The 21183-nt window shown below is 68.3% G+C and carries 27 protein-coding genes; 17 read left to right on the top strand and 10 right to left on the bottom strand.

Features of this window, described 5'->3' with window-relative positions; translation table 11 throughout:
- Positions 1–4: 4 nt before the first annotated feature.
- The 5 genes from queA to BR78_RS0113355 all read right to left on the bottom strand — a co-directional run bounded on the left by queA (position 5) and on the right by BR78_RS0113355 (position 3456).
- Positions 5–1030: a tRNA preQ1(34) S-adenosylmethionine ribosyltransferase-isomerase QueA gene (queA, locus tag BR78_RS0113375; protein WP_029936691.1), complete on the bottom strand. Its 1026-nt coding sequence runs from the start codon at positions 1028–1030 to the stop codon at positions 5–7.
- Positions 1031–1726: a peptidylprolyl isomerase gene (locus BR78_RS0113370; protein WP_081855820.1), complete on the bottom strand. Its 696-nt coding sequence runs from the start codon at positions 1724–1726 to the stop codon at positions 1031–1033. It lies immediately after the preceding gene.
- 68 nt (positions 1727–1794) lie between these two features.
- Complete coding sequence (gene coaD, locus BR78_RS0113365; RefSeq protein ID WP_029936689.1) at positions 1795–2301, bottom strand: pantetheine-phosphate adenylyltransferase; 507 nt, start codon at positions 2299–2301, stop codon at positions 1795–1797.
- Positions 2298–3197, bottom strand: a complete 900-nt coding sequence (locus BR78_RS0113360; protein WP_197021374.1) for a polyprenyl synthetase family protein — start codon at positions 3195–3197, stop codon at positions 2298–2300. Before BR78_RS0113360 ends, coaD begins: the two co-directional genes overlap by 4 nt.
- Before the next feature lie 13 nt (positions 3198–3210).
- The gene (locus tag BR78_RS0113355; protein ID WP_025495183.1) at positions 3211–3456 is read right to left on the bottom strand and encodes an exodeoxyribonuclease VII small subunit; all 246 of its coding nucleotides are present in this window, start codon (positions 3454–3456) and stop codon (positions 3211–3213) included.
- A gap of 204 nt (positions 3457–3660) precedes the next feature.
- Between BR78_RS0113355 and BR78_RS0113350 the strand changes: the two genes are divergently transcribed.
- Positions 3661–5043, top strand: a complete 1383-nt coding sequence (locus tag BR78_RS0113350) for an NAD-dependent succinate-semialdehyde dehydrogenase (RefSeq protein ID WP_029936687.1) — start codon at positions 3661–3663, stop codon at positions 5041–5043.
- 153 nt (positions 5044–5196) lie between these two features.
- Here BR78_RS0113350 and BR78_RS0113345 read toward each other — a convergent pair whose 3' ends face one another.
- From BR78_RS0113345 to BR78_RS0113335, 3 genes are all read right to left on the bottom strand, one after another.
- The gene (locus BR78_RS0113345; protein ID WP_051683332.1) at positions 5197–5568 is read right to left on the bottom strand and encodes a multicopper oxidase domain-containing protein; all 372 of its coding nucleotides are present in this window, start codon (positions 5566–5568) and stop codon (positions 5197–5199) included.
- Between the two features lie 188 nt (positions 5569–5756).
- Positions 5757–7460 carry an AMP-binding protein gene (locus tag BR78_RS0113340; protein WP_029936685.1) on the bottom strand — a complete coding sequence of 568 codons (1704 nt, stop codon included), beginning with the start codon at positions 7458–7460 and terminating at the stop codon, positions 5757–5759.
- 46 nt (positions 7461–7506) lie between these two features.
- Entirely contained in the window at positions 7507–9189 is a 1683-nt protein-coding gene (locus BR78_RS0113335; protein ID WP_029936684.1) for a GGDEF domain-containing protein, read from the bottom strand.
- Between the two features lie 115 nt (positions 9190–9304).
- Between BR78_RS0113335 and BR78_RS0113330 the strand changes: the two genes are divergently transcribed.
- A complete protein-coding gene (locus tag BR78_RS0113330) occupies positions 9305–10501 on the top strand; it encodes a DUF418 domain-containing protein (RefSeq protein ID WP_029936683.1) in 1197 nt (398 codons plus the stop codon).
- Here BR78_RS0113330 and BR78_RS0113325 read toward each other — a convergent pair.
- Positions 10453–10842: a hypothetical protein gene (locus BR78_RS0113325; protein WP_081855773.1), complete on the bottom strand. Its 390-nt coding sequence runs from the start codon at positions 10840–10842 to the stop codon at positions 10453–10455. The two genes, BR78_RS0113330 and BR78_RS0113325, sit on opposite strands and share 49 nt — an antisense overlap.
- A gap of 566 nt (positions 10843–11408) precedes the next feature.
- Here BR78_RS0113325 and BR78_RS21005 point away from each other — a divergent pair.
- The 5 genes from BR78_RS21005 (at position 11409) to BR78_RS0113295 (ending at position 15940) form a co-directional block, all read left to right on the top strand.
- Positions 11409–11915, top strand: coding sequence for a hypothetical protein (locus tag BR78_RS21005; protein ID WP_051683331.1), 507 nt, complete (start codon positions 11409–11411; stop codon positions 11913–11915).
- Positions 11905–13239, top strand: a complete 1335-nt coding sequence (locus BR78_RS0113315) for a DNA-packaging protein (protein WP_029936680.1) — start codon at positions 11905–11907, stop codon at positions 13237–13239. The genes BR78_RS21005 and BR78_RS0113315 overlap by 11 nt, the downstream gene beginning before the upstream one ends.
- Before the next feature lie 240 nt (positions 13240–13479).
- Entirely contained in the window at positions 13480–13854 is a 375-nt protein-coding gene (locus BR78_RS0113310; protein ID WP_037566701.1) for an endonuclease domain-containing protein, read from the top strand.
- Between the two features lie 117 nt (positions 13855–13971).
- Positions 13972–14640, top strand: coding sequence for a spermidine synthase (locus tag BR78_RS0113300; protein ID WP_025587740.1), 669 nt, complete (start codon positions 13972–13974; stop codon positions 14638–14640).
- 193 nt (positions 14641–14833) lie between these two features.
- Positions 14834–15940, top strand: a complete 1107-nt coding sequence (locus BR78_RS0113295; RefSeq protein WP_029936678.1) for a phage portal protein — start codon at positions 14834–14836, stop codon at positions 15938–15940.
- On the opposite strand, the gene BR78_RS22005 is transcribed toward BR78_RS0113295, so the two are convergent.
- A complete protein-coding gene (locus BR78_RS22005; protein WP_197021373.1) occupies positions 15921–16094 on the bottom strand; it encodes a hypothetical protein in 174 nt (57 codons plus the stop codon). The two genes, BR78_RS0113295 and BR78_RS22005, sit on opposite strands and share 20 nt — an antisense overlap.
- Positions 16095–16143: 49 nt before the next feature.
- Here BR78_RS22005 and BR78_RS0113285 point away from each other — a divergent pair, with 49 nt between their 5' ends.
- The 10 genes from BR78_RS0113285 to BR78_RS0113230 all read left to right on the top strand — a co-directional run bounded on the left by BR78_RS0113285 (position 16144) and on the right by BR78_RS0113230 (position 21178).
- Complete coding sequence (locus BR78_RS0113285) at positions 16144–16452, top strand: DUF6127 family protein (protein ID WP_025587737.1); 309 nt, start codon at positions 16144–16146, stop codon at positions 16450–16452.
- Positions 16449–16847, top strand: a complete 399-nt coding sequence (locus BR78_RS0113280) for an HK97 family phage prohead protease (RefSeq protein ID WP_029727517.1) — start codon at positions 16449–16451, stop codon at positions 16845–16847. Before BR78_RS0113285 ends, BR78_RS0113280 begins: the two co-directional genes overlap by 4 nt.
- Before the next feature lie 265 nt (positions 16848–17112).
- Positions 17113–18171: a phage major capsid protein gene (locus BR78_RS0113270; RefSeq protein ID WP_029936677.1), complete on the top strand. Its 1059-nt coding sequence runs from the start codon at positions 17113–17115 to the stop codon at positions 18169–18171.
- Positions 18172–18408: 237 nt separating this feature from the next.
- Positions 18409–18963 (top strand): head-tail connector protein, encoded by a 555-nt coding sequence (locus BR78_RS0113265; RefSeq protein WP_029724650.1) that lies wholly within the window; start codon positions 18409–18411, stop codon positions 18961–18963.
- Positions 18960–19169, top strand: coding sequence for a hypothetical protein (locus BR78_RS0113260; protein WP_025495702.1), 210 nt, complete (start codon positions 18960–18962; stop codon positions 19167–19169). Before BR78_RS0113265 ends, BR78_RS0113260 begins: the two co-directional genes overlap by 4 nt.
- Positions 19166–19567, top strand: a complete 402-nt coding sequence (gp17, locus tag BR78_RS0113255; protein WP_029724651.1) for a tail completion protein gp17 — start codon at positions 19166–19168, stop codon at positions 19565–19567. The genes BR78_RS0113260 and gp17 overlap by 4 nt, the downstream gene beginning before the upstream one ends.
- 148 nt (positions 19568–19715) lie before the next feature.
- Entirely contained in the window at positions 19716–20123 is a 408-nt protein-coding gene (locus BR78_RS0113245; protein WP_025587697.1) for a phage major tail protein, TP901-1 family, read from the top strand.
- Positions 20120–20431, top strand: coding sequence for a gene transfer agent family protein (locus tag BR78_RS0113240; protein WP_025587695.1), 312 nt, complete (start codon positions 20120–20122; stop codon positions 20429–20431). The genes BR78_RS0113245 and BR78_RS0113240 overlap by 4 nt, the downstream gene beginning before the upstream one ends.
- The gene (locus tag BR78_RS0113235; protein ID WP_029727509.1) at positions 20431–20622 is read left to right on the top strand and encodes a phage tail assembly chaperone; all 192 of its coding nucleotides are present in this window, start codon (positions 20431–20433) and stop codon (positions 20620–20622) included. The genes BR78_RS0113240 and BR78_RS0113235 overlap by 1 nt, the downstream gene beginning before the upstream one ends.
- Positions 20615–21178 carry a hypothetical protein gene (locus tag BR78_RS0113230; protein ID WP_025587691.1) on the top strand — a complete coding sequence of 188 codons (564 nt, stop codon included), beginning with the start codon at positions 20615–20617 and terminating at the stop codon, positions 21176–21178. The genes BR78_RS0113235 and BR78_RS0113230 overlap by 8 nt, the downstream gene beginning before the upstream one ends.
- Positions 21179–21183: the final 5 nt, after the last annotated feature.

The following is a 21183-nucleotide window of genomic DNA, read 5'->3' as shown; positions in this document are numbered from 1 at the left end:
TCCGTCAGGGCAGCAACAGGCTGGCATCGCCATAGCTATAGAAACGATACTGCTTGTCGATGGCATGGGCGTAGGCTGCCTGCATCCGCTCCAGCCCCATCAGCGCCGATACCAGCATGAACAGAGTCGAGCGCGGCAAGTGGAAGTTGGTGACGAGGCCGTCGATCCCCTTGAACCGGTAGCCGGGGGTGATGAAGATCGCGGTATCGCCTTCGAACGGGCGGATCACGCCGTCTGGGTCGGCGGCGCTCTCGATCAAGCGCAGGCTGGTGGTGCCGACCGCGATCACCCGGCCGCCCGCGGCGCGGACGGCGTTGAGCCGGTCGGCGGTCGCGGCATCGATCCGGCCCCATTCGGCGTGCATCCTGTGCGCGGCGGTGTCCTCGGCCTTGACCGGCAGGAAGGTGCCCGCGCCGACATGGAGCGTCAGTGTCGCGTGGCCGATCCCGGCAGCATCGAGCGCCGCGAGCAGCGCAGGGGTGAAATGCAGCGCGGCGGTGGGCGCGGCGACGGCGCCGGGCTCGCTCGCGAACATCGTCTGGTAATCGTCGGCGTCGCGGGCGTCGGTGGGGCGCTTCGAGGCGATATAAGGCGGCAGCGGCATGCGGCCGCAGCGTGCCAGCAGCAATTCGACCGGCTCGTCGCCGGCGAAGTCGAGCGCGAGGCTGCCGTCCTCGGCGCGATCCGAGGCGCGCGCCGTCACGCCCTGGCCGAAATCGACGCTGTCGCCTTCGCGCAGCCGCCGGGCGTTGCGGACGAAGGCGCGCCAGCGGCGCGGCCCCTCGCGCTTGTGAAGCGTCGCGCCGATCCGCGCTTCGCCGCGCAATCCCTCGAGCTGGGCGGGGATGACACGGGTGTCGTTGAACACGAGCAGGTCACCGCGGCGCAGGAACGAGGGCAGATCGCGCACGGTCGCATCGCGCGTCTCCGCCCCGTCCAGAACCAGCAGGCGCGCGGAGTCGCGCGGGCTCGCCGGTCGGAGCGCGATCCGCTCGCCCGGCAGCTCGAAATCGAAAAGGTCGACGTTCACTTATTGAGGCAGCGTGACCTTGGTCTCGCCCTCCGGCAGCGCCGGCGCGGCGACCGGTGCGGCCTGGTAGGGCGGCGGATTGTCCGCGGCGATATAGGCATGGAGGATGCGCGTCGGGTTCGCGGGCGGCTCGCCACGTTCGATCTTGTCGACCCACTGCATGCCTTCGACGACGCGGCCGAACACGGTATAATCATGGTCGAAGCCGAGCCGCGGGCCGAACATGATGAAGAACTGGCTGTTGGCGCTGTTCACGTCCTGCGTGCGCGCAGCCGAGACCGCGCCGCGGACGTGGGGCAGGTTGTTGAACTCGGCGGGCACGTCCGGAAGATCGGACTCGCCGGTGCCGGTGCCGGTCGGATCGCCGCCCTGCGCCATGTTCTCGGGGCCGTCGATCACGCGGTGGAAGATGATGCCGTCATAGAATTTGCGGCGCGTGAGCGTCTTGACCTGCGTCACCATCTTCGGGGCGACGTCGGGGCGCAGCCGGATCATGACGCGGCCGCCGGTCGAGAGATCGAGGACCCAGGTGTTCTCCGGGTCGGCACCGACGGCGGTGGCGACACTGGCCTTCGGGTCGGCGGCGACGCCCTTGAACGTCTCGACCTCGGGTTTGGCGGCCGGGCCTTTCTGGGCAGCGGCGGGCACGGCAATCAACATGGCGGCAGCAGCGGCCAAAGCGGCAACGAAACGCATCAACATCCCCAGGATTCTCTTGTCGGCAAAGGGTCTAGAACAACTCTGTGGCGGCGGAAAGGCCGCGCTCAACTGCCCTTGCGGCCGATCTCCGAGACCCGGCGGGCGACGTCGGCCTCGACCGCGGGGCTGACGAACTTGCGGATCGCGCCGCCATATAAGGCGATCTCCTTGACCAGGCGGCTGGCGATCGGCTGGAGCGAGACGTCGGCCATCAGGAAGACCGTCTCGACGCGGTCGTTCAGTTGCTGGTTCATCCCCGCCATCTGATATTCGTACTCGAAATCGGCGACGGCGCGCAGGCCGCGGACGATCATGCTCGCGCCTTCACGCTCGGCGAAGTCCATGAGCAGCGAATCGAAGCTGACGACGTGGATCTCGCCATCGATCCCGGCAGTTTCCCGCTCGACCATCGCCATGCGCTCGTCGATCGTGAACATCGGGGACTTGGAGGGATTGGTGGTCACCCCGATCACCAGCCGGTCGACCAGTTTCGCGCCGCGGCGGATGATGTCCATATGGCCGCGGGTGATAGGGTCGAAAGTGCCGGGATAGACTCCGGTGCGGACGGTCATCGATCCCTCTCCAGCGTGTAGCGCGCGATGTCGCGCAGCAGATCGGCCTCGGGGCCATAGGGTTTCAAATGCGCGACCGCTTGATCGACCAGCAGCCGCGCCTGCGCGCGCGCGCGATCGAGCCCGAGCAGCGTGAGGAAGGTCTCCTTGCCCGCCGCCGCGTCCTTGCGGAGCTTCTTGCCGGTGAGCGCTTCGTCGCCCTCGGCATCGAGGATGTCGTCGGCGATCTGGAAGGCGAGGCCGAGATCGCGGGCATAGCCGCGCAGGCCCGTGCGGCCTTCGGGCGGCAAGCGGCCGAGGATCGCGCCGCTCTCGACCGCGCAGCCGATCAGCGCGCCGGTCTTCATCGCCTGCAGCCGCGTGACCGTGGGAAGATCGAAGCTCGCTTTCGTGGCCTCCAGATCCATCATCTGCCCGCCCGCCATGCCCGACGGGCCCGAGGCATGCGCGAGCGCGCCGACCAGCTCCACGCGCACGAACGGATCGGGATGCGTCGCATTGTCGGCCAGGATCTCGAAGGCGAGCGCGTGAAGGCAATCGCCGGCGAGAATCGCAGTCGCCTCGTCGAACGCCTTGTGCACCGTCGGCTTGCCGCGGCGCATGTCGTCATCGTCCATCGCCGGCAGATCGTCGTGGATCAGCGAATAGACATGGATGCACTCGAGCGCGGTCGCGACGCGGGCGATGGTGGTGCGGTTGACTCCGAAAAGGCTCGCGGTGCCGAATACGAGCAAAGGCCGGAGCCGCTTGCCCCCGCCGATCGCGGCGTGGCGCATCGCGCGATAGAGGTCCCGGCGGGGATCGTCGGGGATCGCCAGCAGCAGATCGAACTGGCGATCGATCTCGGTGGAGACCTGTCTTAGCGCCGATTGGAGCGCGAGGGACGCATCGGCCACGCTCGCCACCCGGTCAGCCGGCGGCGAAGGGAGCGGTGCCGGCGGCGCGGCCCTGCGTGTCGGTACGGATCGCCTCGATGCGCGCCTGCGCGGCGTCGAGTCGGGCAGCGCATTGACTGCGAAGCTGGTCGCCGCGCTCGTAAAGGTCGATCGCTTCCTGGAGCTGCGCGTCGCCGCTTTCCAGCCGCATGACGATTCGTTCGAGCTCCTTGAGGGCCTCCTCGAACGAGAGTTCGGAGATTTGCGCTTCGTCTGCCATGCGCCCGCTATGCGGCAGGGCGGGCTGGGATTGCAACCGCCTACTCCCCTCCCTGCAAGGGAGGGGCAGGGGGTGGGTGGCGAGCGCAGCGAGCCCTTCCTACGTTCTCCTTGAGCGCGCCGATCGGGGCATCGAGCCCCGACCGGCGCCACCCACCCCTAACCCCTCCCTTGCAGGGAGGGGAACAGGCAAGGAGAAGCGCCCATGTTCACCAGCATCAACCCTGCGACCGGCGAGGCCGGTGAAAGTTTCAGGGAACTCGACGCGGACGGCGTGGAACTGGCGCTGAGCCGCGCGCAGACCTGTTTCCAGTCGTGGCGCAATTCGCCGATCGAGCAGCGGACCGCATTGCTCGGGCGAATCGCCGACCAATGGGAGGCCAACAAGCAGCATCTCGCCGAAACCGCGGTGAAGGAAATGGGCAAGACGATCACCGGCGGAATCGCCGAGGTCGAGAAATGCATCTCGGGCTTCCGGCATTATGCCGAGCATGGCCCCGGCTATCTGGAACCGACCGAAGTGACGACGGCGACCGGCCGCGCAGTGGCGCGCTGGCTGCCGATGGGGCCGGTGCTTGCGGTGATGCCGTGGAACTTCCCCTATTGGCAGGTGGTCCGTTTCCTCGCGCCGACGATCATGGCGGGCAATGTCGCGCTGCTGAAGCACGCGTCGAGCGTGCAAGGCTGTGGAGCGCTGATGCAGCAGCTCGCCAGCGCGGCGGGCGCGCCCGACGGGTTGTTCCAGAATCTCGCGATCAAGTCCGACAAGGTTTCGGACATCATTGCCGACAAGCGCGTGGTGGCGGTGACGCTGACCGGCAGCGAAGGCGCCGGCGCCAAGGTCGCGCAGGCGGCGGGAAAGGCCCTCAAGAAAGTGGTGCTCGAGCTGGGCGGATCGGATCCGCTGATCGTGATGCCTTCGGCCGATCTCGATCTGGCGGCCAAGACCGCCGTGACCGCGCGCGTCCAGAATGCCGGGCAGAGCTGCATCTGCGCCAAAAGGATGATCGTGCATGCGGAAGTGTATGATGCGTTTCTCGAGAAATTCTCGGCGGGGATGAGAGCCGTGAAGATCGGCGATCCGATGGATGCGGGCACGGTGATGGGGCCGCTCTCCAGCGAGGCGCAGCGCGACACGGTGCTGGAGCAGGTCGAGCGGGCGAAGGCCGCGGGGGCGACCTTGCTGTTCGGCGCCGAGAAGATCGACCGCGAAGGCGCGTGGATGACGCCGGGGGTGCTGGTGGGGCTCGATCCGGAGAGCGATGTCGCGAAAGAGGAAATCTTCGGGCCGGTGGCGGCGGTGTACAAGGCCGGCGATATCGACGCGGCGATCGCGCTGGCCAACGACGTTCCTTACGGGCTGGGTTCGGCAGTGTGGACGCAGGACGAGGCCGAGATCGAGCGGTTCGCGCGGGATATCCAGGCTGGGATGACGGCAGTGAATTCGCTGCTCGCCTCGACGCCGGCGGCGCCGTTCGGAGGCGTCAAGCTGTCGGGGCACGGGCGCGAGCTGGGCCCCTGGGGCATGCACGAGTTCATGAATCTGAAGGCGGTGATGTACGGGAAGGACGTGCAGGCGGGGGATTGAGGCGTGAGCGATTTCCACAATCCCTTCGTCACCCCGGACTTGTTCCGGGGTCCACTTGGCCTCGCCGGCTGAGCAAGAGCCTCTTGCCCTGCCCTTGTCTCCCGGCGGACCCCGGAACAAGTCCGGGGTGACGAGGTAGAGAGGCGGGCGGCCTCAGCGCACCACGAACTTGCCGGTCATGCCGAAGCTCGCGTGAAGGAAGTGGGTGCATTTGAACGGCCAGGTGCCGGGGCCCGGGGCAGTGAAATGAAGGTCGACGCTTTCGCCGCCTTTCAGCTCGATCTTGCCGTCCTTTATGCGCGCGCGATCGGCGGGGGGCATGGTCACGGTGGTGAAGAAGGCCTTGGCCGCGAAGCTGTGGCCGCCCTTGCTCGACAGGTGCAGGACATAATGCTGGCCGTGCGTCAGCTGGATCGTCGCGGGCGTGATGGCGAAATTGGAGAGCGCGACGTCGATGCGCTGCCCGGCCGGTGCGGCAGCGGTCAAAGCGAGTAGCGCCAACGGTATGAGACGGGGCAGCGGCATGGCGACCTCCTGATCGGGAGCCTAGTCCTCGTGGCGGAAGGCCGCAACGGCGGGATTCCATTCGCCGAATCCTCCCCCGCTTAGGGGGAGGATACTAGTCACCTGGAACTGAAGTTCGCCACATTGATTTCGTCATCCCGGACTTGACCCGGGGTGACGGTAATGAAGCGAACTTCGATTCCGCCATATTAGGATGCCGTTACTTCGGCGAGCAGGTCCTTGCGGCTCAGTTTGCCGATCATCGTCTTGGGCAGGCTTTCGCGCACCACCACTTCCGAGACGCGCTCGTGCTTGCCGAGCTGGGCGTTGAGCCAGAGGCTGAGCTCGGTGCCCGAGATGGGCGCGGCATCCCCGTCGAGCACGACATAGGCGTGGGGCAGCTCGCCATGATAGGCGTCGGGCAGGCCGATCACGAGCGCTTCCTTGACCGCGGGGTGGCGATAGAGAACCGCCTCGATCTGGCTGGGGAAAACCTTGAAGCCGCCCACCGCGATCATGTCCTTCAGCCGATCGACGATGCGGATATAGCCGTCCGCGTCGATCGTGCCGACATCGCCGGTGCGCAGCCAGTGCCCGCCCTGAGCTTCGCCGAAGGGATCGTCGACGAATACCTCGGCATCGGCCTCGGGGCGGTTCCAATAGCCCTTCATGATCTGGGGACCCGAGACGACGATCTCGCCGGGCTCGCCGGGGGGCGGCGGGCGCGTCGGATCCTCCTTGTCGACGAGGCGGACGCGCGTGCCGGCGAGCGGCTGGCCGATCGTGCCGGGCTTGTTGGGGCCGTCATAGGGATTGGTGGAGACCACCCCCGAGCTTTCGGACAGGCCATAACCCTCGATCACGCGTGCGCCGGTGATGCGCTCCCATTCCTCCTTGAGTTGGGCCGGGAGCGGCGCGCCGCCCGAGACGCAATAGCGCAGGCTGGCGAAATCGGAGGGTTTCATTCCCGGCGCATCGAGCAGCGCCTGGTACATGGTGGGAACGCCGGGGAGCGAACGCGGGTGCGTGCGGCGAAGCTCGGCGAGCGCCTGCTTGGCGTTGAAGCGCGGGAGCATCACGATCTCGCCGCCGGTGAGCACGGTGCGATTGAGCACGCAGGTATTGGCGAAGACGTGGAAGAAAGGAAGCACGCCGAGGATCCTGTCGTGCGTCTTGCCCATTTCGGGATCGAGCCGCGCGACCTGCCGCGCGTTGGCCGAGAGATTCTGATGCGTGAGCATCGCGCCCTTGGGCGTGCCGGTGGTGCCGCCGGTATATTGGATCAGCGCGAGATCGCGTTCGGGATCGATCGTCACGCGATCGCAGCTGCCCGGATTGGCGATCAGCTTCGAGAAAGCGAGAATGCGGGGATCGTGGGGGCGGGGCGCGACTTCCTTCGCCCTGAACCAGCGATAGAATAGCGATTTGGCGGGCGGCAACGCGCCCGCCACCGATCCCACCACCAGCCGCTCGAGCGCGCTCGCCTCGAGCACTTTCAGGGCGGTGGGGAGCAACGCCGAGGCGGACAGCGTGAAGAGCAGCTTCGTCCCCGAATCGGCGACCTGCGCGGATAGCTCCTCGACCGAATAAAGCGGCGAGAAATTGACCGCGGTCGCGCCCAGCATGAGGATGCCGTAATAGGCCGCGACATAATGCGGGACATTGGGCAGGAAGAGCCCGATCCGGTCACCCCGGCCATAGCCGAGTGCCTTCAGCCCGCAGGCGACGCGATTGGCGCCGTCGAGGGTCTCGGCGTAGCTGTATTTCCGGCCCATGAAATCGAGGAGCGGCGCGTGCGGATGCGCCGCGGCGCTCGCCTCGAAAAGCTCGACCATCGATGCGGGCGGGAAGACATCGTCCCATTTGCCTGGATGATTGTACGCGGTACGCCAGATCTGCTCGGGATCAGTCATTGACATTGGTGTAAGCATAAGCCCGGCCGGGCGCTGCGGCAAGCGATCAGGCGGCGTCGCGCAGGGCGTGGCGGACGCGATCGCGCCCCGCCGACTTGGCATCGAACAGCGCCGCGTCGGCCACCCGGTACAGCGCCTTCCAGTCGACTTCGCTGGCGAGCGTGCCGCGGCACGTGCCGATGCTGGCAGTGACCTGGACATCGAACGGCATGCGCATCTGGCGGAGCCGGACGAGCAGCGCCTCGGGCTCGATCGGCGCTTCGACGGGCGTGAGGATCGCGAATTCCTCGCCGCCGATGCGCGCGACGAGCGTGCCCTGGGGCACCGAGGTCCGCAGCATCCGGGCGAAGACGCGGAGGACTTCGTCGCCGCCGTCATGGCCGAGCGTCTCGTTGACGCGCTTGAAGTGGTCGAGGTCGATGATCAGCAGCAACTGCTCGCCCTGGCGGCCGATCGCCTGGTGGAGGAAGGCGCGGCGATTGAGCAGCCCGGTGAGCGGATCGGTATCGGCGAGGCGGCGCATCATCACTTCGCGCTCGATCGCATCGTCGCGCTCGTCGCGCAGCAGCCGGATGCGATAGGCGACCGCGAGCGAGGAAGCGATCGCCTCGACGATCATCGCGAGGATCGTCGAATTGTCGATCCAGAAGCTCCACGGCAGCACATGGAGGTTGGCGAGCGCGCGCAGCACCGAAGTCAAAAGCGGCGTGCCCCAGGCGATGGCGAACAGCCAGAGATAATTGCTCCTCAGCCGCCACGCGCGCCACAGCACCGGCACCACCGCCGCGGACAATGCGATGAACGCGCAGGTGAAGGCGAGATCGAGCGCGTGGATCGCGAAAGGCGCGGTGAGGAAATAGAGCAACCCGGTGCCGCTCAGCGCCACACCGACCCAAGTCGCATAACGGCCGAGCCAGCCGGCGAAGATGCGCTCCTCGAAGAAGCTGCGCGCGAAGATCAGGGCGGCGGCCCCGGTGCTGCCGACCAGCAGATAATTGATCCGCAGCCGGGTGTTGTTGGCGATCTCGGGCCAGGCCCAGGCGAGTGCGCCCGAGGAGGAGAAGGTGTAGGCGAGCAGCAGCCCGACCATCAGGCAGTAATAAAGCTGGAAGCGATGGCGCAGCGCGCCCCACAAAGCGAGATTATAGATGATCAGCGCGATCGCGAGGCCGGCGAAGCCCGCATAGAGCGCGGCCATCGATAAATTGGCGTGTTCGCTTTCCTGGCCGGTGGACAGGCGCGCGCCGAGCAGGATGCCGCGCAGGTTGGCCGCGCCCTCGACATGCCACATCAGCCGGACGACCCTGGCCTGCAGGCGCGGCAGCGGCTGTTCGACAACCGCGCCGAGCTGGATATACGGCGTAACCCCGCGCGCATCGGTGGCCTGCGAGCGGATGCTGCCGTCGCTATAGAGGACGTGGAGCGTGAGCCCCTGCTGCCACAGGCTGGCGAGGCGGACATTGAGCGGCAGCCGCGATCGCGAGCGCTGGTTTATGTCTTCGGAAATCGCCCAGTAATTGCCCGGACCGAATGCGTGCTGCGGCGTGGCGCAATCGAAGCGGCCCGGCTGGCGGATCAGCGCGGCCGGATCCATTCCGCCGGTATCGCGCAACACGCAGATCCGGAGCGGCGCACCGGCGACGCCCGCCTGCGCATGTGCGGGCGTGCCGCACCAAAGCGCGACGCACGCGGCAAGCGCCAGCAGGCAGTTCTTCAGGCCCCCGAACATACCGAACGCTAGGCGCCCCATCCCCAACAACCGGTAAAGATCGGGCGGCAAAGCGCGGAGGGCACGTTGATTTCGGGGCCGCGGCCGCTAAGTCGCTCAGAAAACGGGAGCACGCATGCACGACATCACGGCCGCCAGGGCCAGCGACGCGCGGCTGGAATCGGTCGATATCGTGCGGGGTTTCGCCCTGCTCGCCTTGTTCCTGGTCCACATGATCGAGAGCTACGAGCTCTATTGGGCCGACCCGAAGACCGGCCCGATCTCGGACACGGTCTACCTGCTGTTCATGGGCAAGAGCTTCTCGCTGCTCGCATTGTGCTTCGGATTCAGCTTCTTCATTTTGATGGACCGCGCGGCGCGGCGCGGCGTGGACTTCACGGCGCGCTTCGCGTGGCGGCTGACCGTTTTGTTCGGCATCGGCTTCGTCCACGCGATGATCTATCGCGGCGACATCATCCAGCTGCTCGCGCTGATGGGCTTCCTGCTGCTCGCCTTCCACCGCGTGCGCAGCAACCGGCTGCTGATCGCGATCGCGAGCCTGTGCTTCGTCAATCCGATCCAGCTCGTCCAGCTGGCGGCGGCGATGTCCGGGGCAGACTGGGCCAACCAGCCGCCGCATCATTTCTCGGACCCGGCGATGGCGGTCTATCTGCACGGCGACCTCGCCGAACATTTCCGCGCCAATTTGTGGACCGGCCAGCTGCCCAAATGGTGGTTCATGATCGAATCGGGGCGATTCACCCAGATCCTCGGCCTGTATCTGGTCGGCATGGTGCTGGGACGGATCGGCTTCTTCGCGCGGCTGGGCGACTTCGTGCGCGCGCGCCGGATCGCACTGGCAGTCGCCGCGACGGCGACGCTGACGCTCTATTTCGCGCGCGACGGCATCAAGGCCTGGTTCGCCGCGCAGCATCACGGCGAGGCGGCCGATCGGCTGCTCTCCTATCTGCTCGGCAGCTGGTTCGAGCTTTCGGGTACCGCAATGTGGCTGCTGGTGCTGCTGGCGCTCTTCCAGAGCCCGGCGCGCGCCGCGATCCGCCCGCTCGCCGCGGTGGGGCGGACGACGCTGACGCTCTACATCCTCCAGTCGCTGGTGTTCGTGCCGATCTTCTACGGCTTCGGGCTGGGCCTGTACGACGACTGGGACCAGCTGACGCGGCTGTGGGTCGGGATCGGCGCGATCGCCGCGCAGCTGGTGCTCGCGCATTGGTGGCTGCGATATTTCCAATATGGCCCGATCGAATGGGCGTGGCGCGCGCTGACCTATTGGCGGCGCGACGTACCGTTCCGCAAGGTCGCCGCTGCCATTTGACGCCCGCGAGCGTGGCGCTCGACAAAAGCGACGATTGCGAGCGTGACCAGAATCGCGACCGTATCGGCCACCCAGTCGCGCCAGTCCGAGTCGCGGTGGAGTGCGGGGATCGCCTGGACGATCTCGATCAGCGCGCCGAACCCCGAAAGGACGATCAGCAGCCGCAGCCGCGACATCGCCGGCCAGGCCGCGCAGGCGAGCGCGGTGAGCGCCGTGAACGCGGCGGCGTGCTGAACCTTGTCGAGCGGATCGAACGGAAGCCGCGGCGGATGCGGCAGCGCCGCCATGACGAAGGTGAAGGCGAAGGCGGCCCAGAAGACCCAGGGAAGCAATCGGCGCATGCGGCGTCGCCCATGCCCGAAGCGGCGGCGGCAGGCAACATCGCCGGGAATAAGGGGTATAACCAAATAGGCACTTTTCTATTGACATCGTCACGTTGATATGGCACATGTAGTGCACGCTGATGAATTGCGAGTCGGGGCCTTCGGGCCTCTGGAAGGGTCGGGTGCCGGTGGGCGCGCCGGCCTTCGCGTTTGGGACCGTGGGGTTCCGCATGGGGGACTATGGTCCGCCTGACGTGCGCTAAGTAACATTGCTGGTTTGTTTCCCCGCTGAAGGCATGCATGATGGGCTTGCCGGGGGTCTCGGTACCGGAGTGGCTTGGATCCCTCTTCGCCACTCCGGTTCTCTTTTCCGCATCCCGAAGCAGATAGGCCCGGCGTTGCGGCGTGCGTTCCGGCGTGCGTGCTGAGGCTGAACCCATGGCGCGCAACGCGGCCGCGGGTGTGTGGACCACGATACGCTGCCGATAGCGAACAGCGAAGAATGACGAGTGGGGCCTTGGGGTCTCTGGAAGGGCTGGGCGCCGGAGGGCGCGCCGGCCCCTTTTCGTTTCGGGAGAAACAGGATGGACGATCTGATCATGGGCAACCGTGACGGGCAGCGGCAGCAGCGCAAGCCGGGCCGGCGGCATTTCACGCCGGCGCGGCGGCAGCGGTTCCTCGATGCGCTGGCGCTTACCTGCAACGTCACGCGCGCCGCCGCCTTTGCCGAGATCACCCTGAGCAGCGTCTATGCCCACCGCGCGAAGGATCCGCAGTTCGTGGCGCAGTGGCGCGAGGCACTCGAGGCGGGATATGACCGGCTCGAGGCGATGGCGCTCGAACATGGCGGGGCGGGCGTCCCGCTCGAGCCCGCCGATCCGGAGCGCGCCGAAACCGAGATCGAGAGCTTGCCGGGCTTCGACTTCGCCAAGGCGATGGAATTGCTCAAGCATCACCGCGCCTCGCGACACAGGTGGCCGGGTGCGCGCGGCAAGCAGCGGCAGATGCCGACGCGGGAGGAAACCAACGCCGCCCTGGCCAAGGCGATCGCGGCGGCGGAGAAACGATTGGGCAAGTCCGATGACGCCTGAGACGGCGCATCCCGACGACATGGCGCTGCTCCGGGCATTCATTCGCCTGCCGGCCAGGCAGCGGGCGCAGGTGCTGGCGCGGCTGAGCGACGTGCAGTGCGTGGAATGGTTCGAGCGCTTTCCGATCTGGGCGCATGCCGGACAGCTCGATCCGGGCGGCGATCCTCTGGTGTGGCTGATCCAGGCGGGGCGCGGCTTCGGCAAGACCCGCGCCGGCGCCGAATGGCTGAGCGGGCTGGCGCGGCGCGAGCCCAAGGGGCGCTTTGCGCTGGTCGGCGGGAACGCCGAAGACGTGCGTCGGGTGATGGTCGAAGGACCGAGCGGGCTGCTCGCGGTTGCGCGCAGCGGCGAGGCGATCGAGTGGAACCGCACGCGCGGCGAAGTGCGCTTCGCATCGGGCGCGACGGCTTTCGTGTATTCGGCGGCGGCGCCCGAGGCGTTGCGCGGGCCCGAGCATCACGCGGCGTGGTGCGACGAGACGGGCAAATGGGGACGGCGCGGCGATGCCGCCTGGGACAATCTGATGCTGGGATTGCGGCTGGGGAGCGCGCCGCGCGTGCTGGTGACCACCACGCCGCGACCGACCGAGCTGATGCGGCGCGTGGAGCGGCTGGCGGACAAGGCGGCGGCGGTGATCCGCGGGCGGACGCGCGACAATCCGCATCTGCCGGAGCGCTTCGTCGAGGCGATGCTCGAGACCTATGCGGGCACGCGGCTGGGGCGGCAGGAGCTGGACGGCGAATTGCTCGAGGATGCCGAGGGTGCCCTGTGGACGCGCGGGCTGATCGAGCGGGCGCGTGCCGAGGTGGCGCCCGAGCTGGTGCGCGTGGTGATCGGTGTCGATCCGCCGGCGAGCGCCGGGGGCGACGCGTGCGGAATCGTCGCGACCGGGCTGGGGCGCGACGGCCATGGCTATGTGATCGAGGATGCCACCGTCTCGGGGGTTTCGCCCGAGGGCTGGGCGCGCGCCGTCGCGGCGTGCGCGGCGCGGCATGGGGCCGACCGGGTGGTGGCGGAGAAGAACCAGGGCGGCGAGATGGTGGCGAGCGTGCTGCGCGGCGCCGATACCGGACTGCCGGTCAAGCTGGTTCATGCCTCGCGCGGGAAAGACGCCCGGGCGGAGCCGGTGGCGACGCTCTACGAGGCGGGCAAGGTTCGGCATGCGGGGGCGTTCCCCGAGCTGGAGAACGAATTGTGCGGGCTGCAGGCGGGCGGCGGCTATGAGGGGCCGGGCCGCTCGCCGGACCGGGCGGATGCGCTGGTCTGGGCGATGACCGAACTGATGCTGGGGAAACGCGGCGCGGCGCGGGTTACGCTGATGTGAGAGGGGCAACCCTCCCCTGGCGGGGGGAAGGTGGCGCCGGAGGCGACGGAGGGGACGGTAAGCCACCCACTTGCCGGCGTGCTTCCTCCCCCTTCGTCATGCTGCGCATGCCACCTCCCCCCTGGCGGGGGAGGATTGAATGTCGATACGACCTATAGTGGTTAGCGGACGGTTGATCCCGCATAATCCTCCCCCGCAAGGGGGAGGTGGCGCCGAAGGCGACGGAGGGGGAGGACGGCGATGCGTCTCGAGGGTTCCGGAAGCGGGCGTCGCAATGCCAGGCGCTTGCGCAAGGAGATGACCCCGCCGGAGATAGGCCTGTGGCTAGCACTGCGTCGAAATTCGGAAGGCTTGCGCTTTCGCAAGCAACACTCGGCCGGTGACTATATCCTCGATTTCTATTGTGCGCCGGCAAGGCTGGCCATTGAGGTGGATGGCGAAGCGCATGCACGAGGCGATCGTCCGGCACGCGACGCTGTTCGTGACGTGTGGCTCGTGTCGCAGGGTGTGCGAGTCCTGCGCTATCCGGCGAAGGAGGTGCTGACGAACCTCGAAGGGGTGGTTCGCCAGATCATCGCGATCGCGATCGATCGTCGGGATGGAAGGGAGAGCTAGTCGCTACCCTCCCCCTCCGTCGCCTTCGGCGCCACCTCCCCCTGGCGGGGGAGGATTGGGGGCTCGAAGGTCGATGGGAGCTTGTGCGGCGGCCGGACAGCGCGGATAGCGAGCGGCATGGTACCGCGCGAACTGATCGATACGGCCGAAGTGCCCGGCGGGGATCCGCTGCGGCTGTTTCGGCGGGGCAGCGACTTCATGATCGTGCTCGATCGCAACGAGCTGATGAACAGCCGGATGAGCGGGTCGGAAGAAGCGCTCGCCGAGATGACGATCGACCGGCTGCGCGTGCCGGCGCCGCATCTGCTGATCGGTGGATACGGGATGGGGTTCACCTTGCGCGCGGCGCTGAAGCGGCTGGATGCGGATGCGCGGGTGACCGTGAGCGAACTGGTGCCCAAGATCATCGACTGGGCGCGCGGGCCGATGGCCGCGCTGGCCGCGGGGTGCCTGGACGACCGGCGGGTGGACGTGGTGCTCGACGATGTCGGCGCGATGATCCGGCACGCGCGCGGCAGTTACGATGCGATCCTGCTCGATGTCGACAACGGGCCGGACGGGCTGACCCGGCCGGGCAATGACGGGCTCTATTCGATGCGCGGACTGGCGGCGGCGAAGGCGGCGCTGCGGACCGGCGGGGTGCTGGCGGTGTGGTCGGCGGCGCCGGACGCTGCCTTTACGCGGCGGCTGCGCGATGCGGGGTTCGCGGTGGAGGAAGTCGGCGTGAAGGCGCGGAGCAACGGCAAGGGGCCGCGGCACGTGATCTGGTTCGGGACCAAGCGGTAGGGCGCAGATATTCCCCTCCCTGGAAGGGAGGGGTCAGGGGTGGGTAGAAAAGGTCGGGCTCGATGCCCGGCCTTTTCTTTATTCCACGTGCATCGTTGGGCTCCCCCGGCCTTCGCCGGGGTCGCACCCACCCCCAGCCCCTCCCTTGCAGGGAGGGGAGTTTAACGGTTCGCGCAATCATCAGGAGACGGGCATGAAATGGTTCGGACGCAAGTCCGCGCGCGATGGCGTGCGGCCGGCGCTGGCGCGTGGCGGGAGCATCACCAGCCTCGGCGAATGGCCGCGCAGCTACGAGGCGCAGGTGCGCGAAGGCTATTGCCACAATCCGGTGGCGCAGCGCGCGGTGAAATTGGTGAGCGAAGGCGTGGGATCGGCGCCGCTCAAGGCGAGCGACCCGGCGCTGGCGGCACTGGCGAGCGCGCGCTCGGGCGGGCAGACGCTGATCGAGACCGTCGCGGCGCAATTGCTGCTGCACGGCAATGCCTATGTGCAGATCCTCTGCGACAGCGCGGGGCAGGTGCGGGAGCTGTTCGCGCTCAGGCCCGAGCGAGTGACGGTGGAGGCCGATGCCGGGGGCTGGCCGGTGGCGTATCGCTACCGGGTGGGCGAGCATGTCAGCCGGCTTGCGGCGGAGGATGCCGGCGGGCGCCCGGCAGTGGCGCACATCAAGGCGTTCAATCCAGTCGACGACCATTACGGGCTGGGGTGCCTCGGCGCGGCGGCGGGGGCGGTGGCGATCCACAATGCCGCGACGCGCTGGAACAAGGCATTGCTCGACAATGCGGCGCGGCCCTCGGGAGCCCTGGTCTATGACGTGAGCGACGGCGGGGTGCTGAGCCCCGACCAGTTCGCGCGGATCAAAAGTGAGCTCGAGGCGGCGTTCGCGGGGGCGGCCAATGCGGGGCGGCCGATGCTGCTCGAGGGCGGCCTCAAATGGCAGGCGATGAGCATGACGCCGGCCGACATGGACTTCATGGGGCTGAAGGCGGCGGCGGCGCGCGAGATCGCGCTCGCGTTCGGCGTGCCGCCGATGCTGATGGGACTGCCGGGCGACACCGCCTTCGCCAATTATCGTGAGGCCAACCGGGCTTTGTGGCGACTGGCGATCCTGCCGGTGGCGGAGACGATCCTCGCGGGGCTGGCACAGGCGCTCACGGGCTGGTTTCCGGATGCGGCGCTGGCGGTCGACCTCGACCGGGTGACGGCGCTGGCCGAGGATCGCGAGCGGCTGTGGCGCCAGGTGAGCGCGGCCGATTTCCTCACCGACGAGGAGAAACGGTTTATGGTCGGATTGTCGTGACGGTGAGCGTGCAGGTGCGCGTGGTTCGATCCCACGCGCCGCCGACGTCGAGACATCTGTCGATCAGAACATAGTCCGACCACCAGAGCCACGCGAGCAGCGCGGCGAGGACGACCAGCAACAGGACGAACAAGGGAAAGAGCCGGCGGCGCATGGCCATGGCCTAGGCGACGGCGTGCGGCGCGGCAATCGGGAGAAATGTGATGCGTAACGAAACGGTGCTCGCGCAACTGATCGAGCAGGCGAAGGAAGACGGCGCCGATACCGCGACTCTGCGGGCAATCGCCGAGGAAGCGGGCGAGCTGAGCGCGCAGCGGGCGCTGGCGCGGCTGGGGCTGGAGGATGTCGGCGCGGCGAAGGACATGGCCGAGCTGCGCGAATTGCTGAGCGCCTGGCGCGACGCCAAGCGATCGGCATTGAAGGCGGCGTTTTCCTGGGCCGGGCGGATGCTCGCGGCATTGGTGCTGGTCGGGCTGGCAGTGAAACTGGGGTTCCCCGGGTGGCTGAAATGATCCTTCGACATGCTCAGGACAGGGCGGTGCGCTTCGCAGGCTATGCCGCGGTGTTCGACGTGCCCGATCGCGGCGGCGACGTGGTGCGCCGGGGGGCGTTCCGGCTGGCGCGGCCGGTGCCGCTCTTGTGGCAGCATTCGGGCAAGCCGGTGGGCGAGATCGAGCAACTGGCCGAGGACAAGCGCGGTCTGCGCGTGATCGGGCGCGTCGCGGCGCCGGCGCTCGCCGAGGCAGTGGCGAAGGGCGCCGTGACCGGCCTCTCGTTCGGATATCGCGTGACCGAGGCCCGTGACGGGCCGCGGCGCGAGATCAGGGGGCTCGAACTGCTCGAAGTGAGCCTGGTCTCGAGTCCGATGCAGCCGCTGGCGCGCGTGCATGCGGTGGCCGGGGGCTAGGGACATCGACATTCAGGTGGGCGAGGCCTTCCAGATCCTCCCCCGCCAGGGGGAGGTGGCACGCGCAGCGTGACGGAGGGGGCGGAAGCACTGCGCTAGATAGAGAGGACGTCGCTTACCTCCCCCTCCGTCGCCTTCGGCGACACCTCCCCCTGGCGGGGGAGGATTTTGAATGCCGATACAGCCCAGTCTGGGAAGATTCAGGAGAGTCGGGTGTGCCCCTTTCGCAGTTGGCGGGAGGGGTTTCTTTTTGTGGGAGACGGACATGATCGAAGTGAAAGCGGACGGCCTCGAGGCGAGCTTCGAGGCTGTGGAAGCGGCGGGATTGCCGCCGGTGCGGCCGATGCTGGCGGGCGGAAGGCCGCTGGGCAGCGCGGCGTTCGAGGGGTTCCTGCGCGCCGGCAGCGGCGGCGTGGAGATGAAGGCGATGTCGGGGACGAGCGATGCCGCGGGCGGCTATGCCGTGCCCGAGGAGATCGATGCCCGCATCGACGCGACGCTCAAATCGGTCTCGCCCATTCGCGCGATCGCCAATGTCGTGAAGGTGGGATCGAGCGGATACCGCAAGCTGGTGGCCAGCGGCGGGATCGCATCGGGCTGGGCAGCGGAGACCGCGGCGCGCACCGAGACCGCGACGCCGACCTTCAACGAAGTCGCCCCGCCGAGCGGCGACCTCTACGCCAATCCGGCGGCGAGCCAGGCGATGCTCGACGACGCGGCGTTCGACGTCGAGGAATGGCTGGCGCAGGAGATCGCGCGCGAATTCGCCGCGGCGGAAGGATCGGCGTTCGTCAACGGCAACGGGACCAACAAGCCCAAGGGCTTCCTCGCGGCGGCGACGGCTTCGACGGGGGATGCGACGCGGCCGTTCGGGACGCTGCAATATATCGCGAGCGGCGCCGCGGGCGCGTTCGCGACGAACCCCGAGGACAAGCTGATCGATCTGGTCCAGAGCCTGCGTGCGCCGTATCGGCAGGGCGCGAGCTGGGTGATGAACAGCGCGACGCTGGCGAAGATCCGCAAGTTCAAGACCGTCGACGGAGCGTTCCTGTGGACGCCGAGCCTGGCGGTGGGGCAGCCGGCGACCTTGCTCGGCTATCCGGTGGTCGAGGCCGAGGACATGCCCGACATCGCGGCCAATTCGCTGTCGATCGCGTTCGGCAACTTCAAGGCGGGATACCTGATCGCCGAGCGCGGCGAGACGCAGGTGCTGCGCGATCCGTACAGCAACAAGCCGTTCGTGCATTTCTACGCGACCAAGCGCGTGGGGGGGATGGTGAGCAACTCCGAGGCGATCAAGCTGCTCAAGTTCGCGGCTTCGTGAGGCCTTGTTGTTCCTCTCCCCTTGATAGGGGAGAGGATAGCGAAGCTTGGCAGTTTGCTGCCTAGCGCAGCTTGGTGAGGGGTAGAGCGGAGCGAAGCTCCGCGCGGCCGCCCAGCGGCCGCACCCCCTCACCCAGCTCCGACTAGGGCCCGCTGAAGAAGCGGACCCAAGTCTGCGCAACCCTCTCCCCCTTCGGGGGCGAGGGAGTTTTGGCCAAAATTCGATGGGGAGACACTTATGCTTGCTCCGCCCTTTCCGGCGGCGGCGATCGCCGCAGCGCGCGATGCCGCCAAGCTTCATTTACGGATCCCGGGCACGGCCGAGGACGCATTGCTCGAGACGCATGCCGCGACCGCGCTGGCCTTGTGCGAGGCGTTTACCGGCCAGGCGCTGATCGCGCGGATGTGGACCGATACGTTGCCCGCGCATGCCGCGTGGCAACGGCTCGTCGGCGCGCCTGTGATGACGATCGATCGCGTCGAGGGACTGAACCTTTCGGACAACGGATTCGCTTTGCCTGCCGACACCTATGCGATCGACATCGACGCGGCCGGCGAAGGCTGGGTGCGCGGCAGCGCGGCGATCGCGGCGGGTCGGCTGCGGGTCGGCTATGCGGCGGGCCTTGCCGCGGAGTGGAGCGGGCTGCCGGTGCCGCTGACGCAGGGCGTGGTGCTGCTGGCGGCGCATCTCTTCGAAGCGCGGGCGAGCGGCGGAGCGCCGCCGGCGGCGGTCGCGGCCCTGTGGCGGCCGTGGCGGCGGATGCGGCTCGAGAGCGCGCGGCGATCGGCATGATGGAGGGATTCGAGGCGCGGGCCGAGGCGATCGGCGCGCGTGCCTCCGCACGCGCCGCGGCGCGGCTGGCGGATGCGGCGCGGGAAAAGCTGCCGGGCGTATCGGTCGAGGCCGAGCCGGGGCGCGTGGTGATTTCGGGACGCGGGCTCGGGCGGCGCTGGCTGCGCGATCCGGCGCTCCGCTGGCTGGGAGGGTTGTTGCGATGAGCGCACATGCGGTGTTGACCGAGGCAGTCGAGGCAGTGCTCGGCGCGCATCCGGGACTGGGAATCGCGATCAACGGCGTGTTCGACGCGCCGCCGGCGCGCGCGGTGCGGCCCTTTGCGGTGGTCGAGGATCCGGTGCTCGTCGACTGGGGCACCAAGGACATGATGGGGCGCGAGGGCCGGCTGGCGGTCGGGCTGTTCGAGGCGGGCGAGGACCGCGCGCGGCTGCGCGCGCTGGCCGACCACGCCACGGCGGCGGTGGCCGGGCTGCCGCGCGAGCTGGGCGAGGGGTGGCGGATCGCCAGCCTGGCGTTCGTGCGCAGCCGGATCTTCCGCGAGGGGCCGGCGCTGTGCGCGGCGGTCGTCGAGTTCCGGGTGCGGATGCTGCAGGCGAACTAGGCGGTCGGTTTTTCCTCACCGTTCGTTTCGAGCGAAGTCGAGAAACGGCTGTCGGGCGAATGCTTCTCGACTTCGCTCGAAGCGAACGGAGGGGGGCTCGCAATCCAATGCTCCTGCTTTCGCAGGAGCACATGCAAGGAGAAATGACATGGCGGCGGAGAAGGGTAGCGCGTTCCTGCTCAAGGTGGGGAATGGCGGATCGCCGGTGAGCTTCACCACGGTGGCGGGGCTGCGGACGACGCAGCTCAGCGTCAATGGCGAGGCAGTGGTGATCACCAGCAAGGATTCGGGCGGGTGGCGCGAATTGCTGTCGGGCGCGGGCGTGCGCTCGGTGAGCGTGTCGGGCGCCGGGGTGTTCACGGGATCGGCGGCGGAAGCGCGGGTGAAGACCAATGCGCTGTCGGGCGCGATCGACGATTACCGGCTGAGCTTCGAGAGCGGCGAGAGCATGACCGGGCGGTTCCTGGTCACGCGGCTGGACTATGCCGGGGATTTCAACGGCGAGCGCAGCTACACGCTGAGCCTGGAGAGTTCCGGGCCGGTGGTGTCGGCATGAGCGGGGCCAATCCTGTACGCGGCGAGGCCGAGTTGCGGATTGCCGGCGAGGTGCTGGTGTTGCGGCCGAGCTTTTCGGCGCTGGTGGCGGCGGAGGGGGAGCTGGGTCCGTTGTTCGCCCTGGTCGAGCGTGCCGCGGACGGGCGGCTGGCGCTGAGCGAGATGGTGGCGTTGTTCTGGCATTGCCTGCGCGAGCGGCCCGAGGGATTGAGCCGCGATGCCTTTGCCGAGGGCGTGACCGCGCGCGGGCTGGCGGCGAACATGCCGACGCTCAAAATGCTGATCGGGCAGATATTGGCGGGGCGGTGATGCGCTTCGCGGAGGCGGCGCTGCGGCTGAGCGGCGCGGCGGGGGTGGCGTTCGGCTGGACGCCCGGGACTTTCTGGAACGCTACGCCGGCCGAGCTGGGCGCGCTGGTGCGGGCGCTGGCGGGCGAGGATGCGGCGCCGCTCGGCGATGGCGAGCTCGCGCGGCTCAAGGAGCTTTTTCCCGATGGATGAAGAGATCGAACGGCTGATCGTCAGCGTGCGTGCCGACACGCGCGGCTTCGCGCGCGACGTGGCGGAGATGCGCGGACAGATCGAGGGACCGCTGGAGGCAGGCGCCGACCGCGCCGGGCGCGCGATCGAAGGCGCGCTGCTGCGGGCGGTGAAGACCGGCAAATTGGGGTTCGAGGATTTGCGCGTGATGGCGCTGGGCGTGCTCGGCGAGATCGCGGCGTCGGCGTTGCACCAGGGACTGGGGTCGCTGGGCGGCGGCGGGGCGAGCGGCGGCGGATTGCTGGGCACGATCCTCGGGCTGTTCGGCGGATCGCCGGGGCGCGCGACGGGCGGGCCGGTGAGTCCCGGGCGGCCTTATTGGGTCGGCGAGCGCGGGCCGGAATTGTTCGTGCCGTCGAGTGCGGGGCAGGTGGCGGCGCAGGTGGCGGCGGGGCCGCGCGAGGTGCGGGTGGCGATCACGGTGAACGCCGGGCCGGGCGAGGCGCCGCGGGCGCTGGCGCAGTCGAGCCGGCAAGTGGCGCGTGCGGTGAAGGCGGCGCTGGCGGGGGTGGAGTGAGCGGA

Source organism: Sphingomonas sp. UNC305MFCol5.2, assembly GCF_000712135.1.
Classification (GTDB): domain Bacteria; phylum Pseudomonadota; class Alphaproteobacteria; order Sphingomonadales; family Sphingomonadaceae; genus Sphingomonas.
Note: the sequence above shows the minus strand (reverse complement) of the source record. Positions and strands in the feature narration are given on the sequence as shown.